This window comes from Gracilinema caldarium (assembly GCF_029265695.1).
GTDB lineage: Bacteria > Spirochaetota > Spirochaetia > Treponematales > Breznakiellaceae > Gracilinema > Gracilinema caldarium_A.
Genome location: NZ_JAJUHW010000004.1, coordinates 23,255 through 40,729 on the forward strand (window position 1 = coordinate 23,255; position 17,475 = coordinate 40,729).

13 protein-coding genes and 2 tRNA genes are annotated in these 17,475 nt (G+C 49.4%); 9 read left to right on the plus strand and 6 right to left on the minus strand.

Going from position 1 to position 17,475, the window contains the following annotated elements:
* Positions 1 to 53 precede the first annotated feature (53 nt).
* Both Q7P68_RS02300 and Q7P68_RS02305 read left to right on the plus strand, forming a co-directional pair.
* Positions 54 to 125: transfer RNA gene (locus Q7P68_RS02300), tRNA-Cys, on the plus strand.
* Positions 126 to 381: 256 nt separating this feature from the next.
* Positions 382 to 1,449 (plus strand): LacI family DNA-binding transcriptional regulator, encoded by a 1,068-nt coding sequence (locus Q7P68_RS02305; protein ID WP_304222303.1) that lies wholly within the window; start codon positions 382 to 384, stop codon positions 1,447 to 1,449.
* Between the two features lie 39 nt (positions 1,450 to 1,488).
* Here Q7P68_RS02305 and Q7P68_RS02310 read toward each other — a convergent pair whose 3' ends face one another.
* Positions 1,489 to 3,081: a UTP--glucose-1-phosphate uridylyltransferase gene (locus Q7P68_RS02310; RefSeq protein ID WP_304222307.1), complete on the minus strand. Its 1,593-nt coding sequence runs from the start codon at positions 3,079 to 3,081 to the stop codon at positions 1,489 to 1,491.
* Between the two features lie 168 nt (positions 3,082 to 3,249).
* On the opposite strand from Q7P68_RS02310, the gene Q7P68_RS02315 reads away from it, so the two are divergent.
* Positions 3,250 to 5,142, plus strand: a complete 1,893-nt coding sequence (locus Q7P68_RS02315) for a glycoside hydrolase family 3 protein (protein WP_304222310.1) — start codon at positions 3,250 to 3,252, stop codon at positions 5,140 to 5,142.
* Between the two features lie 10 nt (positions 5,143 to 5,152).
* On the opposite strand, the gene Q7P68_RS02320 is transcribed toward Q7P68_RS02315, so the two are convergent.
* From Q7P68_RS02320 to phoU, 3 genes are read right to left on the minus strand one after another with little or no spacing between them, the layout of a single operon-like run.
* Positions 5,153 to 6,907 carry a sensor histidine kinase gene (locus Q7P68_RS02320; protein WP_304222313.1) on the minus strand — a complete coding sequence of 585 codons (1,755 nt, stop codon included), beginning with the start codon at positions 6,905 to 6,907 and terminating at the stop codon, positions 5,153 to 5,155.
* A gap of 13 nt (positions 6,908 to 6,920) precedes the next feature.
* Complete coding sequence (locus tag Q7P68_RS02325; RefSeq protein ID WP_304222316.1) at positions 6,921 to 7,622, minus strand: response regulator transcription factor; 702 nt, start codon at positions 7,620 to 7,622, stop codon at positions 6,921 to 6,923.
* Positions 7,623 to 7,651: 29 nt separating this feature from the next.
* Entirely contained in the window at positions 7,652 to 8,311 is a 660-nt protein-coding gene (gene phoU / locus Q7P68_RS02330; protein ID WP_304222318.1) for a phosphate signaling complex protein PhoU, read from the minus strand.
* A gap of 146 nt (positions 8,312 to 8,457) precedes the next feature.
* Between phoU and Q7P68_RS02335 the strand changes: the two genes are divergently transcribed.
* Positions 8,458 to 10,176: a YifB family Mg chelatase-like AAA ATPase gene (locus Q7P68_RS02335; RefSeq protein ID WP_304222320.1), complete on the plus strand. Its 1,719-nt coding sequence runs from the start codon at positions 8,458 to 8,460 to the stop codon at positions 10,174 to 10,176.
* On the opposite strand, the gene Q7P68_RS02340 is transcribed toward Q7P68_RS02335, so the two are convergent.
* A complete protein-coding gene (locus Q7P68_RS02340) occupies positions 10,119 to 11,000 on the minus strand; it encodes a PHP domain-containing protein (RefSeq protein WP_304222323.1) in 882 nt (293 codons plus the stop codon). The genes Q7P68_RS02335 and Q7P68_RS02340 overlap by 58 nt on opposite strands.
* 207 nt (positions 11,001 to 11,207) lie before the next feature.
* Between Q7P68_RS02340 and Q7P68_RS02345 the strand changes: the two genes are divergently transcribed.
* The 5 genes from Q7P68_RS02345 to Q7P68_RS02365 all read left to right on the plus strand — a co-directional run bounded on the left by Q7P68_RS02345 (position 11,208) and on the right by Q7P68_RS02365 (position 15,988).
* The gene (locus Q7P68_RS02345; protein WP_304222325.1) at positions 11,208 to 12,443 is read left to right on the plus strand and encodes an amidohydrolase family protein; all 1,236 of its coding nucleotides are present in this window, start codon (positions 11,208 to 11,210) and stop codon (positions 12,441 to 12,443) included.
* Positions 12,444 to 12,458: 15 nt separating this feature from the next.
* Entirely contained in the window at positions 12,459 to 13,526 is a 1,068-nt protein-coding gene (locus Q7P68_RS02350) for a cyclic nucleotide-binding domain-containing protein (protein WP_304222327.1), read from the plus strand.
* 6 nt (positions 13,527 to 13,532) lie between these two features.
* Positions 13,533 to 14,168 (plus strand): Crp/Fnr family transcriptional regulator, encoded by a 636-nt coding sequence (locus Q7P68_RS02355; RefSeq protein WP_304222524.1) that lies wholly within the window; start codon positions 13,533 to 13,535, stop codon positions 14,166 to 14,168.
* A gap of 227 nt (positions 14,169 to 14,395) precedes the next feature.
* A tRNA-Thr gene (locus Q7P68_RS02360) sits at positions 14,396 to 14,468 on the plus strand.
* 107 nt (positions 14,469 to 14,575) lie between these two features.
* Complete coding sequence (locus Q7P68_RS02365) at positions 14,576 to 15,988, plus strand: PAS domain S-box protein (RefSeq protein WP_304222330.1); 1,413 nt, start codon at positions 14,576 to 14,578, stop codon at positions 15,986 to 15,988.
* 10 nt (positions 15,989 to 15,998) lie between these two features.
* Here the strand turns inward: Q7P68_RS02365 and Q7P68_RS02370 are convergent, their stop codons facing one another.
* Positions 15,999 to 17,321, minus strand: coding sequence for an alpha-amylase family glycosyl hydrolase (locus tag Q7P68_RS02370; protein ID WP_304222332.1), 1,323 nt, complete (start codon positions 17,319 to 17,321; stop codon positions 15,999 to 16,001).
* Positions 17,322 to 17,475: the final 154 nt, after the last annotated feature.

Consider the following 17,475-nt stretch of genomic DNA (forward strand, 5'->3'; position numbering starts at 1 on the left):
GCTCTTCAGCACTGGACAAAGCTTAGTCTTTTTGATATATTCGTTTCCGTTACGGCGCCGTACCCAAGCGGTAAGGGAGAGGTCTGCAAAACCTTTATGCGACAGTTCGATTCTGTCCGGCGCCTTTCAGGCACCCCGGTGGAAAGCATCGGGGTGCTTTTTTATTGCAAAAGGAAGTTTTTTCAAAACTCAGGGAGTTTTGAAAGAACTGCAATAAAATCCGCGATTTGGCGCAGCGGTTGCATGCATTCACTATGAAAAAGCATGCAACCGCAAGCAATTGCAAAGCCAATTCCAAAACGCGAAGCGTAGTAACCGATTTTTGAAATTGGCTTAAAGGCCTTTATAAAATTATCAGATGCAATTACACTGGAATCTACTATGAGACCAACAATAAAACGTATTGCGGAACTGGCGGGGGTTTCTAAAACCGCTGTTTCTTTTGCCTTTAATGATCCTTCTAAAATTGCCCGTTCGACCTATGAACGCATTATGGAAATTGCTGAACGGGAAGGCTATGTCCCAGATCCGGTAGCTCGTACCATGACCAGCAAACGGGTTGGAGCTATCGGTGTACTTTTACCCCAGGCAATTCAGGATACCTTTCGGAACCCCTATGTTTCGGAGGTGCTGCGGGGTATTGGTACGGTGTGTCACCAGGAAGACCTCTTTTTAACCATTTTGCCCCCCATTAAGGGCTTCCTTTCACAAGCAGTGCGGAACGCCGTGGTCGATGGTTTTATCTCCCTCGGTGTAGAGGCAGCCCCCGATATTGCGGCCCTCATCCGGCAGCGGAACGTGCCCTTTGTAACAATCGACGGGGACGCCGATTCGGGAATTACCAATGTGGGCATCGATGATACGGTGGCTGCGGAGACCATGATGAACTATGTTCTTTCGCTGGGGCACCGGGATGTCATCATCCTATCTCTAAAAAGTGATGGCCCCGGTACAGCAGAAGAACATTCATCCCGTACGGTAGATCGCCGTCTTGCGGGTTTTGAACGGGCCTTGCAGAACCATGGCCTTTCACTGCATAGCCCGAATATCCGCGTTGTTCCTGTGGATGTGACCATGGAGTCTGCGGAAGAGGCTTTGCTTCCCCTCTTAAGCCATAAAATCCCCACTGCGATAGTGAGTATGAGCGATTCTGCGGCTTTTGGCGCCTATGTAGCCTGTAAGCGTCTTGGCCTCACTATTCCTCAGGATATCACTGTTACTGGTATGGATGACGTTCCCTTCTCAGTCATTACTGAACCGGCTTTGACCACTATCCGTCAGCCGGGGCTTAAAAAGGGATCCTATGCGGTGCGGGCCGTGTTAGACATGATACAGGGGAGGGCAGTCGCCTCGGTAGTGCTCCCCACCGAACTGGTCATCCGGGGCTCCAGCGCTCCCCCCCGGTCTGTGCCCTTGGCAGTAAAGGCTGTTACCTTAGAAGAGGCTTAAAATCGCAAGCGGTGTGGAAAACACACCGCTCAGTTCAATCTAGGCAGAACCGAACCTTCTGATTATTTCTTCTTTCAGCACAGCCACAGGGCGGGGCTCATACCGGCCCTGTACCGAAACAAACCCGTATTCTTGGGCTAAAAGATCTTGGAGACCTTTTCGCAAAAGTCTGCTTGTTTCTGTGAGGGATGATTCAACTTCAGCGCTATGATCGATAAGAACACCTCGCGGACTGGCTAGGAAGGTTTCTAGGAGCATTTTAGCTGCAATAAAGCGGCGGTTTTTCCGTACCGCAATGATTTCCGGTTGCTTCATCAAGCCAAGAATTTCCCAAGTTGTCTGTTCTGCCTGGGCATATTTTCCCGCCTCCTTGTCCTGATCGGAGACCCGAATAGGGAGCCTGTCGGGTATAGTCTCCAGGTTATTTACGAGGTAATCCAAATTAAAGAGGCCCGTAGCGCAGTTAAAGAGCACATGGGCTCCTTGAGCTTCTTCCTCTTTAACCGTATCAGCCTTGATTCTCTGGCCGATTTCTCCAACCGTGAGGCTCCCTTCCGGTTCCTGAACCAGAATACCTCCCTTTACGTCCACCGGGGTCCGCCAGGAAAACTCAAAGGCCGCCTCGGCTCCCTTCGTGTGGGCCCTGAGGGCAAAATAGGCGAGTTCTATGGGATCTACGGTATACCCCGAGTTATCCACATTACCGAGGTACACAAAGCGGATACCTTGGGAATGGAGTTCCCGGTATACCGGTGCAAGGACCCGGAAGTTTTCTCCATGCCCACCCGGAAGGGCAAGGCCCCGGTTCGGTTTACCGTACGCATGGTCAAAAACCCTTCTTGGAAAGCCTTCGCTGGAATGGGTGAGGGCTGCGATAAGGCCCTGTTTGGCACTGAGCGCTGCCGTAGGATCAAGCCCGGTTTCGACAATCAGGGGCTCCAGGATCGGATCCCTGCGATATTGTTCATATGCGGTTTTGAGTTTTGCATCGGTGCTGTCGCTGGTCATTTGAAAAAAAGGCAGTACGGGCCGTTTGTAATCTTTGGTAATCAGCCGGTATTCCAGGGCATGGATGAGGAGGGACCTCATTTTTAAAAGGAGAAATGACGGCCCCGGGCTTCCATCGGCCTCGAAAAAAGCGCTGGTAATACCCTTAGGACTGCTTTTGCACTGTTCTGCATGGGAAAGGAAATCCTCCCGCAGCAGCGAAAAGGCAGCCGGAGAAAGGGCTTCGTTTTTTTTGCTGTCCCCGTAGGTTGTAGCAGACCCACCGTTCAGGACCCCGTAGGCTGTGTACGGATAAAGGTAAATTCCAAGCCTACAGAGATCCGATTTGTTTAATATGTAGGACGTTCCATCGAAATCGATCTTTGAAATAAAAGAAGGGGGGATGGAGAATCTTGAAAAGAAAACCTCTGCTTCGTTTTTTGATATGACCAAAGTCTCAAGCTGTTCAAGGTCCGTAATTCTTTCATCCCCCTCTTTAGGGAGACTTACCGGACCCATCTCGGTTCCGGTCTGTTTATGTTCTGAAAGGATTGAGAGAATTTTAAGGGTGCGTTCAATATCCGCCCCCTGCTGCCTGAGGTCCGCTGCCAATTCAGGGTGCAGCTCAAATGTTATGTTATTCATGGGCCTCCATCATACTATAATTTTCCGTTTGAGGTCTACCAAAACATATTGGCAAAATATGCCCATAAGCTTGACAGAACAAGAGGAGGTCAGGACAATGGGGACGTCCAATAAGTTGAGGGCAGCCCCCTTCTGCTTTTTGAGAAACAGCTTCCTATGGAGGATTATATGAAAAAAATCAAAAAATTGATGAGCCTTATGGCAGCCGTTTTAGGAGTCTTTTATTTGTCTACATGCACCGCTGTTGCAAGTTCTGAACGCCCTGTTCCGGCAAATGCTCCTTATAAAAACCCCGCAGTATCAATCGAAAAACGGGTCGAAGACCTCCTTTCACGAATGAGCCTTGAGGAGAAAATCGGACAAATGACCCAGATAGAGCGAGGAAGCCTAAGATCGGGAGATATTAGCCGCTATAAGTTGGGAAGCATTTTAAGCGGCGGAGGGGGCGCGCCTTCCCCAAATACTATTACTGCATGGCAGCAGATGCTTGCCCAATATCAGGAAGAAGCCCGCAATACCCGCCTGCAGATACCCCTTTTGTATGGTATCGATGCGGTCCATGGCCACAATAACCTTAAGGATGCCACTATTTTCCCCCACAATATTGGTCTTGGCGCTGCAGATGATCCGGATTTGGTCCGTAGAATTGGCGCTGCAACGGCGGCGGAAATGGAAGCTACCGGCATCTACTGGAATTTTGCACCCTGCATTGCTGTGGGCCGGGATCCACGCTGGGGCCGTTTTTACGAGTCCTTTGGCCAGGATAGCAGCCTGGTTGCCAGTCTGGGCAGCGCCTATATACAGGGTTTCCAGGAAGGCCTTCAGGATAGTTTTAAAGCTGGGGGGCAAGTAGTTAATATAAAGCCTATTGCAACGGCCAAACATTTTATAGGGGATGGCGGAACCCGCTGGGGGACCTCTAAAACTGATAACTATAAAATTGATCAGGGAGACACCGCTGCGGACGAACAGTACCTAAAGGACGTTCTTTTTCCGCCCTATCAAAAAGCCTTAGAATCGCATGTTCGTACGGTGATGGTTTCTTTTTCCAGCATGAACGGACTTAAAATGCACGCTCATAAGGAGCTCATTACTACGGTGCTCAAACAACAATGGGGTTTTAGCGGCTTTGTTGTGTCTGACTGGGGGGGGATTGACCAGGTAGATCCAGACTATTCCAAGGCTGTAGCAAAGGCCATTAATGCGGGGATTGATATGGTCATGGTTCCCTATGATGCTAACCGGTTCATCAATACAATGACCCAACTGGTGAAACAAAAGCAGATCTCCATGGATCGTATCGATGATGCGGTGGGTCGGATTCTGCGGGTTAAATTTGAAATGGGCTTATTTGATGCAGCCCAATCTGCTGCCCAGGCTGAACGCAGCATAGTCCGGTCTGCTGAACATCTTGCTTTAGCCCGGGAAGCGGTGGCAAAAAGCGTCGTGGTGCTGAAAAACAATGGTGTCCTTCCGCTGAATGGCGAGCAGCTTGAAAAAAAGACCCTCTATGTCGCAGGCTTTGGGGCTGATAACATGGGCATTCAGTGCGGCGGCTGGACGATAAGCTGGCAGGGTTCTCCGGGGCCGATTACCCAGGGCACCACTATTCTGGGCGGCCTTAAGGAACTGCTTCCAAATAGCAATATCACGTACGATGCGGCGGCGGGCTTTGAAAAAAACGACCCAGGAGCGACCTGTGTTGTGGTCGTGGGAGAACTACCCTATGCGGAAGGCAAGGGCGACTCGGCCGCGCTCAGTTTACCGCCCCGGGAACTGGAAGCAATTCAGAAAGCCCGGAAACTTTTCAAGCATGTGATTCTTGTTATCCTGAGCGGCCGGCCAGTAATTCTGGACCAAACTGCCCGCTCCTGCGATGCCATTGTGGCCGCATGGCTGCCGGGCTCTGAGGGGGCCGGCGTGGCCGATGTTCTTACCGGGAAGGTCCTGAGTACGGGGAAACTTCCCTGCGACTGGCCAGAGTCGGTTGAACAGCTTCCACTTGATAATTTTATCCTGGGGAAGGAGAAAGCTCTTTTTCCTATTGGGTGGCACCAATAGACCAATAAACCTAAGTCAGGGGGAGGATGACCGTAAAGGTGGATCCTACCCCTTCTCGGCTTTCTACCCGCACTTCGCCGTTGTGGAGTGATACCACATGTTTGACTATAGAAAGGCCGAGCCCCGTCCCGCCCGCAGCCCTGCTCCTGCCCTTATCGACCCGGTAAAACCGTTCAAAAATCCGGTCCAGGTCTTTAGCGGGAATGCCCCGGCCCTGATCAATTACATCAATCCGAACATTGTCCCCAGTCGCTTCGATCAGAATGCGAACCTCCGTGCGGGGTTCAGAATACTTTAATGCATTGTCTACTAAGTTGATGAAAGCCTGTTCCAATATGGCATCGTTGGCCTGTATGATAAGGTCCTTCGGCCCCTCCAGCAGCACTCGTATTTGCTTTTCTTCCGCCAGGTACTGGCAGGCCTGCCGGGTGTTCTCCAAAAGGCTGTAGAGGTTGACCGCTTGTTTTTCCAGGTTCTTCCCTTCCTGAGCTTCAAGCCGGGCGAGGGCCAGGAGGTCCTCTACAATGAGCTCGAGCCGGTTTGTATGGGCCGCAGCAATTTCCAAAAAGCGCCTGGCCCGTTCAGGCTCTTCCATGGCCCCGTCCTGAAGGGCCTCAATATAGCCCTTAATAGCCGTAATCGGCGTTTTAAGCTCGTGGGACACATTAGCCACAAAATCCCGCCGGATCTGTTCCAGTTTCATGAGCCGGCTTATGTCATGGAGTACCAGAATGCACCCCTTTTGTTCTGGAACCAGGGCCCCATAAATCTGTAAGGTTTGGGGTGCCATAGTCAGGGGCTGTATCACCGCTTCTTCTTTTTCTCCTGTCCGGTAGACCCGTTCTACTAAATCCCGTAACTCTGTAATTCTCACCACCTCAAGCAGAGACTTCCCTATGCAGCGCTCTGTCTCGGCCAGGTTAAGGATCCGTTTCGCGCTGCGGTTCAGCTGGGTAATCACCATGTCCCGGTTCAGGAAAATAACCCCTTCCATCATGCCGGATAAAATGGCCTCCAGTTCCTTTTGCCTCCCCATGCTTTCATCAATTTTCTGCTGGAGCTGCCCTGCCATTCCCGACATGGTTTCACTCAGGATGGCCAGTTCCTGGGGAATGCTCACCGATGATTTTTTGTACAAATTGCCCCGGCCATATTCGCGAGCCACATCAACTAAGGATTCTATAGGTTCCCGGATACGGTTCACCACAAAGAGCACAAAGACAAAACCGCAACTGCTAATAAAAAGAATACTCACCACTAACTGGAAATAAAAACTGCGCAGAAAATTCTCAAGCAGCACAAGGGGCATAGATGCTCTCAGTACCAGCATGGTTCCGTCATAGCTTTGAAAAGTCTGGGCCAAATAGACCATTTCCTGGGATACAGAATTGGAATAACGGATCGCAAAACCACGCCCAATCTTGCGGGCCTCCGCCACTTCTGGTCTATCGTGATGGTTATCCAAATTCTCAAGCTCCGCTTTTGATTCAGCAATAACCTTACCATCATCTCGAATAACCGTAATACGGTAGCGCTGGCCTGAAAACATCGCTTTAAGTTGAGGGGCGTTTAACAAAACGGGTTGCTCACGAAACAGGTTTTCCAGCAAGTTCAGCGTGTCAGACAAATCTTGACGAGTTTCGTTTATCCCTTGCTGCCTGACGATCCAGGAAACGCTGAGGGAAAGCCCGATTTGGCTTAAAAGGAGAAACAGCAGCACCGGAGGAAACAGCATCTGGAACAGGTTTTTCTTACTGTTAAGCATGATCAATTATGTGTTAGCTCGCGTCCTGAAACCGGTAGCCCACGCCCCGCACCGTTTCTATTCTATTGCCAGCGGTTCCCAGCTTTTTTCGGAGCCCCAGAATCTGTACATCTACGGAACGCTCGGTAACTGGATAATCCTTGCCCCGTACCGCATCGATAATTTGGTTCCGGGAAAACACCCAGCCGGGGTTCCTCATCATAAATTCCAGAATGGCAAATTCGGTAGCTGAGAGATCCACTGGTTTTCCCTCCAGAGTGACCTCATGCCGGCCCGCATCAAGAGCAATAGGCCCTAATTGAACTACCTCATCCTGGGCTCTCGCTTCGTTGAGCCGAGACTGGGTTCGCCGCAGCAGGGAACGGACCCTTGCAATCAGAACCTTGGGACTAAAGGGTTTTGCGATATAATCATCGGCCCCCAATTCAAGGCCCGTGATAATATCCGAATCCTCGCTTTTTGCAGTAGCCATAATGACCGGAACATGGGCGTGACGGCTCCCCTGTTTCAGGTTCCGCAGGACTTCAATGCCATCCATGCCGGGCAGCATAATGTCCAGAACGATGATATCCGGATTGGCAGTTTCGATGAGTTTTAGCGCCTGTTCACCCGATTCTGCCGGTACCACCGTATAGCCTTCCTTGCCCAGATTGTAACTAATCAGTTCTCGGATATCCTGGTCATCTTCCACGACCATGATGGTTGCCTTTGCCACTTGAGCCTCCAGAATTAATTGCTAGCTATCTATTCGTTAAGCTCAACCCTGCGGCCTTCGACACAATAGACGATCATTTCGCAGATATTGGTTACATGGTCTCCCAGTCGTTCCAGATAACCAGAGGTCTGTATGATTTTAGTTCCCTGGGGAGCCTTGTCGGAGTGCTTCTGAACATAATCCAGAATATCCTGTACGAGGGCCTTATGGTCCCGGTCCACCCCATCATCCATGGTAGCCACCGTCCGGGCCTTTTCTGCATCCAGGGTCATGAATGCGGCAACTGCACCCTGAACCATGTTTGCCCCCTGGGTAGCCATCCGCTCGATATAGTCTAATGATTTGATATAGGGTTCCTTTTCCAGTTTGATGGCCGCCTTTGCCAGGTGCACCGCATGGTCGCCAATCCGTTCAAGCTGGTCTGCAATTTTTATAGACGTGATGAGCCATCGCATATCCTGGGCAACTGGCTGCTGGGTTGCAATAATGCGGGCGCAGCGATCCTCAATAGCTTCCTGTAAATGGTTGATAACCTCATCGTCATCCCGGACTTCCTTGGCTAATTGCATATCTTTGTTTTTAAATGCTACAATAGCCTTGCGCAGGTCCTCTTCTACCCGGACTCCCATGCTCAGGATATCCTCCCGGACCAGGCGTTTTTCCTCTTCAAAATGGGCTCGAATATTCATTATACCTCCCCTTAACATGACACCCCATACAGAGTGAATGTGAAAACTATCAGAAAACCATAAATACAATGTAAATATTATGTTAAAAATTGATTAAAATCGAGACTTTTTAAAGTAAAAGGCACAGTATCGCCGGTATCTGCACTATGTACGTGTATGCCTATGCCCCCTTTGGGCTTGAAGGAATTATTATCCGTGTTGAGGCGGATATCCGCCGCGGTATCCCCGGTATCGATATTTCAGGTCTTGCAGACGGCGCTGTCCGGGAAGCCCGGGAACGGGTGCGGGCGGCGATCCGCAACGGCGGTTTTACCTTTCCCCAGGACAGGATTTTAGTAAACCTGGCGCCGGCGGGTATCAGGAAAGATGGCCCCGAACTCGATTTACCCATCGCCTTTGCCATCCTTGCCGCTGCGGGGCATATACCGCCTCCGGAGGGCCTTATGGTACTCGGCGAGCTAGAGCTATCCGGCATGCTGCGGCCCGTACGGGGCGTGGTGGCCGCAACCGCCGCGGGCCTAGCCTCTGGGCTCCGGGGCTTTATTGTACCCCGGGAAAACCGGGCCGAAGCGGACGTGCTTGCCCCCTCTCGCAGCGCGGCGGTTGCGAGCCTCAGCGAGGCAATTAAGGCCCTCCAATACTGGCATCTTCACGGCGTTTTCCCAAACGCCGAAGCGCTTGCTAACGACGAATCTCTAGCTTTCACAAAATCCGCAGCATGCACTCCCACGAGTCTTCGCGCAGATTGCCGCAGCCCTTTTTCCCTCAGCGGCGGCGCCGTGCACCCTTCTGGTCCTGAGACGGTACATAATGAAGTGGGGGATTTTGCCGATGTATACGGTCAGGACCGGTATAAACGGGCTTTGGAAATAGCTGCCGCCGGAGGGCACAATGTGCTTGCCTTCGGTCCTCCGGGGGGCGGAAAAACCCTCCTGGCCCGGCGTATGCCTTCCATTATGCCCGACCTATTGCCCCAGGAGGCTCTGGATGTCCGCAGGCTCTACAGTCTTGCAGGCAGCAGGGATGGGGCTTTTTGGCAGAACAGAAGTTCCCTTGCTCCTCCTTTCCGCAGCCCCCATCACGGTGCAAGCCTCGAAGGACTCCTCGGGGGAGGCAAAACCGTAAGGCCCGGAGAAATAAGCCTTGCCCATTTTGGGGTTCTTTTTATGGATGAAGCCCCCGAGTTTCGTTCATCACTATTAAAAGCCCTGCGGGAACCCCTGGAGGACGGGGTAATCACCATAGCCCGGGCAGAGGGGTCGGTTAAATTGCCTGCCGAATTCCAGCTTGTTTTGGCCGCTAATCCCTGTCCCTGCGGAAGGCTGGGGCAGGACGATGGTTCCGGAACTTCCCTTTGTTTCTGTTCCGATGATGAAATTCATCGGCATTGGCAACGGCTCGGTTCGGCCCTGCTAGACCGCATCGAACTGCGGGTGCCGGTGCTTCCCCAACCCCACTCTTGGGTAGAGGCCTTCGCAATGCCCCAGTATAAGGATGTACAAGAAAAGAGTGCACGTATTGCAGAACGGGTTTTACGGGCAATAGAGATACAACGGGAACGGTTTAGGGGCTCTAGTTGCAGGCGAAACGCCCGAATGCCCCCGGACCTCGTAGAACGTTTCTGCGCAATTCCTGCACTGGCTATTCGGGAGCTAGAAGCGGGCATAAGAAATGCGGGGCTTTCCAACCGAGCGCTCCAGGGAATTATTAAGGTTGCGAGAACTATCGCTGACCTGGACGGACGGACAGACATCAATTCCGAAGACTTAACGGAAGCGCTGGCCTTTCGCCGTTCAGGAGATGATCCCTACGATGTACTGAGCCGGTCAAACCATTGTTCAGTGCCGGGAATACCCCGCATATAGGAAACATCGATGGGCTTTTTGCCCGCCGTGTAACCCAGGTTCCGTTCCTGCCTGGTTGCGCCGTGATAATCGCTTCCGGCGGTTACCACCATCCCAAGGCTTTTCCCCAGTTCTTCCAGCCGTTCACATTCCGCCACCCGTGCAAGGGGGTGCCAGGCCTCAAGGCCCGCTATCCCTTGGTCGTGAAAGTCCCGTATCAATTCGGGCAATTTACCCCATGAGACATAGAGGGATAAGGGATGGGCAAGAATAGGGATAGCCCCCGATGCTTTGATAAGCCTAATAGCCTGCGTCAGTTCCAGAGATCCTTTGGGTGAATAAAAGGGACGACCCTTGGCAAGGTAGGAATCAAAGGCTTGCTGTTTGTTTTTTACGATTTTGCGATTAACAAGAAAGGATGCAAAATGGGGCCGCCCGATGACTGCCCCCTCGGAAAGTTCCTTTATCTCATCGTAGTCGGCCTCAATCCCCATTTCATTCATGCGATCCACGATTTCCCGGTTCCGCTGTTCCCGGAAACGAGCAAGTTCTTCGAGGGCATCTTTAAACTCGTCGGTAGGGTTTTGTAAACCAAGGCCCAAAAGATGGAATTCCCCCGGTTCCCAGGCTATTTCTATCTCTACACCAGGTATAAAGAGCACATTTCTCGTTTGTGCTTGAAGTGCGGCTCTATCTATACCGGAAATCGTATCGTGATCGGTTAGGGCTAGCGCTTTAAGCCCCTTATCGGCAGCCTCGTCTACCAGCTTCTCTGGACTTAAAGTTCCGTCTGAACAGGTAGAATGGGTATGCAAATCTACAATGAAATTTGGAGTTTTTTCCATACTGTGCTAGTATAGATATACGGGCTTGTTTGTAAAAGTCATAATCCTAGTGATAACTCTAAAAATTCAATAAGTTTTTAGAGCTCTAGATAAAAATTATGTTAAAATTTGCCGAAATTATAAAAAGAATGGTTATAACAGCAACAGACTATATTGTTGACTGGTTATATGGTCACATTTAGAATATAACGTAAGGATGGTCCCACGGTGGATAGCTATACATTACAGAATGGTAGAATCATTGCTTCAAGTGCAAGTTCTAATGTTTCCAGCCTCACGGTTAGTAAGGGCAAGATAGGGGAAACATCAGCAAATTCAAAGTTTAGTATCAATCTTGGCAATGCGTCCTATGTATATCCGGCGCTTATCAATATACATGATCATTTGCGGGGTAATTATCTTCCCCGGGTGGGACCAAAAAAGGATTCCTACTATCTTAACTGGCTGCCCTGGGACAATGATCTTAAATCGTCGGCAACCTATTCAGAACGGTCGAACTTGTCGGTGGAAAATCTCTATTTTTTAAGCGCCTACAAAAATCTTTTTTCAGGGGTGACCACCGTTAATGACCATTTCCCCCATGAACTTAATAATGATCTCCTGCCCAAATTGCCCATCCGTGCCTTTAAGGAATACACCCTCGCTCATGAGTGTTCATCTTTTGATCTTAAATGGGGTGAGGGGATCGAAATAGAACATCGCCGGGCAAAACGGAATAACTGGCCCTTTATTACCCATTTGGAAGAGGGTTTTGATCCAGAGTCCCAAGACGGGGTTGGGGTCCTTGAACGGCTTGGCTGCCTGGATGACCATTGCCTGCTTATCCATTGTATCGGTTTTAGCGATGCGGATATAGCAAAGGTAGCCAAGGCAGGGGCAAGCATTTCCTGGTGTCCCGCATCCAACACCTTTATGTTCAACGTTACCTGTAAGATCCGCAAAATGCTTAAGGCGGGCATCAATATTGGGATTGGGACCGATTCAACCCATACGGGGTCCATCAATCTGCTGGAAGAAATGCGATTTGCCCGGCAGATATACCGGGATATGTATGGTGAGGATTTGAATGCGAAAACAATTTTTTCCATGGTTACCTTAAATCCCGCAAAGGCTTTCAGGATGGAAAAACGGCTTGGTACCCTGGAACCGGGCAAGCTGGCTGACATTTTGGTTGCAAAGGCTCGTCTCGATGACCCCTATGAAAACTTAGCCCAGTTACCCATGGAGGATATCGAGCTCCTGGTGATGGAAGGTCGGCCTTTGTACGGTGAACTACGGTTCTTGTCCCTTCTTGGGGATAGTCTGCCTGCTGGGTATTCCACTATAATGGTAGCTGGCCGTGAAATGTTTGTTGTCGGGAATCCAGGGGCCCTGTATGCTGAGGTAAGAAAGAAAGTAGGATTCGCAAAGGTTTTGGATTATTTGCCCTTTGAGCCCCTTTAACAGGAAGGAATAGGAATGCCGAAAGCACTACAATATCGAGCTGGATCAGTTATTTACTTCCAGGGTGATGTGGCAGACAAAATATTTATCCTGCAGTCCGGAAAGATAAGTCTTAACTATCAGGATATCGAAACCGGTCAGGATATCCACGATCCGGTGCAACCGGGGGAGTTTTTTGGAGTAAAGTCTGCCATGGGGCGTTACCCGCGGGAAGAAACAGCCTTAGTGCTGCAGGATGCGGCTGTCATAGCCTTTACGGTTCCCGAATTTGAACAGCTAGCCACCTCCAACATCCGCATTGTAATGAAGATGCTCAAGGTGTTTTCCAATCAGCTCCGCAGAATTCATAAACAGGTCTCGAACCTTATGGAAAAAGAGGAGCAGCAAAGCCCTGAAATTGGACTGTATAAAGTAGGCGAATATTATCTTAAAAACCGTCAATACGCCCAGGCTAAATATGTATTCAGCAGGTATTTGACATATTATCCTGCAGGTAAAATGGCTGCCCAGGCCGCTAAAAATCTTGAAGTTGCCGAATCGTCCCTGGTTCGCTATGGTGACGGCAAGGGGCCGGCTCCAGTTACAGAACGGCCTGCCGCCTTTGCAGCTGGCACGGCCGCAACCGCTTCGGGTATTGGTGCCGCAGCAATGAATGCCGCCATGAATGAACCGGTCTCCAAACAGGGTCCGGAGGAACTCTCGGTGGTTGCTAAGGCCTATTATAATGCGGTGAGCCTCTTTTCACAGGATAAGTATCCTCAGGCCTTTACAGCCTTTAAGAAAATCATCGAGGCTAACCAGGATGCAGAGTATGTCGCAAAGAGTGTTTATGAACTTGGCCGCTGCCTTTACCTGATGGGTAAATACGATGAATGTCTTAAACATTACACGGCTATGATTACAACCTACCCAAAACATCCGGATTTAGGTAATGCCCTCTATTTCATAGCCCAGTGTTATGAGAAGAAAGGTGATAAGGACCGGGCTGCAACATTCTATAAAAAAATCCTATCGATGAATCAGGACGAAGATGATTCGGTCCATTTAAAGGCGAAAAAAGCCTTAAAAACGTTGGAGGCCTAGGTGTCCATGGATTTAGGAGCATTCAGCCGTTTTGCCCGTGGTTTCCAAAAGGGCGAGATTATTTTCTCCGAATTTGAGCCTGGAGATGCTTTTTATCTTATCCAGTCTGGCCGGGTTCAACTAGTGAAAATCATTGGGGATATTGAAAAAACCCTGGACATTCTGCACCCTTCGGAAATGTTTGGCGAAATGGCCATTTTGGAGGACTCTCCCCGGTCTGCCACCGCCATAGCTTTAGATGATGTAAAGGTGCTTGAGTTTAACCGAGCTAATTTTGAAGTCCTTATGATGGGAAACCCTCAAATTGCACTCAAGCTCTTAAAACTGTTCACAAAACGTATTTATGATCAGAAACGACGGTTTATGATCCTGACCCTGGAAGACCCCCAGGCAAAAATTGCCGATGTATTCCTTATGCTCGATGAAACCCAGCCCGCTATAGACCGGACAACCGAGCGGCGGGAGTTTAAAACAACCGTGGATGACATAGCCCATTGGGCTGGTATGACAGGGGACCAGGCTAAGGATGTGATTAACCATTTTGTTAACCAGCGACGGGTAGAAATTTATGCGGACCGGATTATCGTTAAAAACATTAATGACTTCCAGCGCTTTGTAAACTCCCGCCGCAAAAAAGCCTGATGCAGGACCTTGTTTCGCCAAATGAGGTTCTTTCAAAACTCAGGGAGTTTTGAAAGAACTACCTTGAAATCCGCGATTTGGCGCGACGGTTGCATGCGTTCTCTGTTAAACAGCATGCAACCGCAAGCAATCGCAAAGCCAATTTCAAAACAAGAAACCTAGTAACCGACTGTTGAAATTGGCTAAATCTTGACCTTTTTCCTGCTTTCAGTTAGATTCTCCCCAGTGCCAAGATGGCTCAGTCGGTAGAGCAACGCACTCGTAATGCGTAGGTCCCGGGTTCGATTCCCGGTCTTGGCTTGGTAATGGGGATGTCCATGAATACTTCGTGGACATCCCCTTTTTTATTTACAAGAGGTAATTATTTCTGTACGGATGTAAATGACTGATGTATAATTCTATCCGTTATGATTCAGGAAGCCGACGAGTATCGTCTCGTGTTCGAAAATGCCCCACTAGGACTTTTATCTTTTAACCGAGAAGGTATTATACAAACCTGCAATGACCGCTTTATCAAAATTATGGGGTCATCCCGGGAAAAGCTTATTGGTCTCAATATGCTCCGTCTGCCTGATACAAAGGTGGTGGAAGCGGTACAACAGGCGCTTGCTGGCGGAACAGGTCGTTACGAAGGGCTCTATCAATCAGTGACTTCCGGTAGAATTATACCGCTTCGTGGTTTATTTACTTCAAAAAGGCAAGGCGATCAGCCAGTACAGGGTGGTGTGGGAATTATCGAAGACATCACCGAACAATATATGGCTGCCCAAGTACTCAAGGACAGCGAAGAAAAGTTCAGACTGGTTTTTTCACATTCCAAAGACGGCCTCTTGATTGCTGACCCGGACGGCAGAATAAGTGATTGGAATCATACCTATGAAGAGATAACCGGTATTAGTGAATCAGAAGCACGGGGCCGCTCTATTTGGGATATACAATTTGAATCTACCCCACCAGAGAAGCGGAGTCCTGAGTTATACAACATAATAAAACAAAGCCTGCAGCAAGCCCTGGCAACTGGCATTGGCTCCTTTTTAAATAAACCAATCGAAACGGAGCTTGTATCCAAGTCAGGCAAGCGTATAGCGGTAGAGAATGTGGGATTTTTAATTCCAAGTTCCAGGGGCTTCCTGTTTGGCGACCGTATGACGGACATTAGTGAAAGAAAGGCTGCGCAAAGCAGAATTCACGCCCTTTTGGAAGAAAAAAGTCTTATTCTTAAGGAAGTGCACCACCGGATCAAAAATAATATGGCCACCGTGGTGAGTCTATTAACCCTGCAAGCCGGTATGATAAATGACGAGACTGCCCGGGATGCCCTTTTAGCCGCTGCGGGCCGGGTAAACAGCATGATGCTCCTCTATGAAAAACTTTATACCGGCTCTATGGTAGGGTCTGCAAAGGCAAGCGACTATATTCCGTCCCTTGTAGATGAGATACTTCAGAATAATGGCTCTTCCACTCAAATTTCTTCAGAAATATCAGTAGAAGATGTGGAACTTGATGTAAAAACCCTCCAGACTTTGGGCATCATTATTAATGAATTAGTCACCAATGCGATCAAGTATGCCTTTGTAGACCGAGAATCAGGAGTTATTACGGTTTCGCTGAAGAGATCTCAGGATGGTTTCATGTTATATCTTGCTGATAATGGCTGGGGCTTTGATCTGTCGGACGGGTTTATTCAGGATTCTGATCAAAAACAGGGCAAACATGGGTTTGGTATGACATTGGTGCATCTTTTAGCAGAACAACTGCAGGGTAAACTCCACATTGAATCGGAGGGGGGCACCAAAATTACCCTGCAGTTCAGAGTCTAATAGGTTTTGTTTATCCTTTGATGAGGAGCGCGCCTTGGGGAATGTCTATGCGGCCTTTCAGGTGCACCGCTTTGCCGCTGAGCAAGTCTGTTCCTTCCAATGGCTTTGAAAGTTCTATAAAACCACTACGGCCATCAAGATTACAGAGACAAGAGAACTTTCCATTGTTTCCCTGTCGTTCTAGGAGAACCAGGCCTTCTGCCAGTTCGGTCCATGAAAACCTGGGGGCTTCTGATTTTATTTTTTGGGTTATATTAAATAGTTTGCCAAAATATTCTCTAAAAGCCTTATCTCCCTGTTCCCATGGAACAGGATTTTTTTCAAAAAGAGTGGGATATTCTTCGATAGCCCATTCTTGCCCCATGTATGCAAAGGTGCATCCCGGCAGCAATTGGTAAAAGGCGGTCCATGCTTCAAGCCGTTTTCCCTTGCCAAAGCGCGAAGCGGCTCTTCGTTGGTCATGGTTTTCTAGGTACCGAATCTTCTGTGCCCAAGCAGGATAGGCTGCCCGCTGTACCTCAAGAAAGTCAAGATAATAGGCGAGGGGGCGTTTCCCAGACCATACCTGTTCGAGCCGCTGCCAGCCGTCATAGTCATAGGTTAGGTCAAAGGCATCGTGCAGTTCCGGTTCTGACCATGCATGGAAGCCTGCATCTCGCAGATACAGAAGGAATGAAGGGTGGACACTTTCGGCAAGCCAGAGGGTGGGCCGTTTTTCTGCCCCTGTTGCGGGATCCCGTAGGTTTACGCGTCTCCGGGCCTCAACCCAGAACTCTCGGGGAACCAATGAAGCCACATCGCAGCGGAATCCTTCTATCCCCAATTCCCGCCAATAAATCAGCGTATCGATGAGTTCGTCCCATAAGGATTCCCGGGATTCGGGTGATAAATAGTCTAAATCAATGACATCGGACCAGTCTTCGCACTTTCGGCCAGGCTTGCCATCGGCTCCCTTCAAAAACCACTCAGGATGTTCATGGGCAAGCCGGGAATCCGGGGCGGTATGGTTGTATACCACATCGATCATCACCTTGAGGCCAAGCCGATTCGCCTCGGTGATAAAGTTTTTAAGGTCATCCACAGTACCAAGTTCTGGATCTACCTTGCGATAATCGGCGATAGCATAGGGGCTTCCCTGGCTGCCCTTACGATTGACTTTGCCAATGGGATGAATAGGGGTAAGGTATACCCAAGAAAACCCCAGGTTCTTTACTTCCGATAGTTTTTTAATGGCCGCTGCAAAGGTTCCTTCTTTGGTATAATTGCGAATAAAAATTTGGTACAATGCAGTGGTCTCTGGGATACCCCGGCCGGTTCTAACAAAAGCTGCCATAGTTCCTCCTCTTGAAAGATTTTTCAATTTACGACATCGTATATCGTCAAAATTGGGTTTGTTGGCTACTAATCCAATTTCCAGATTATAGATTATATTAAACCGGTTTAACTAGTTTGGCAAGCCGGTATATAGGATTAAAAGCTGGTCAAAC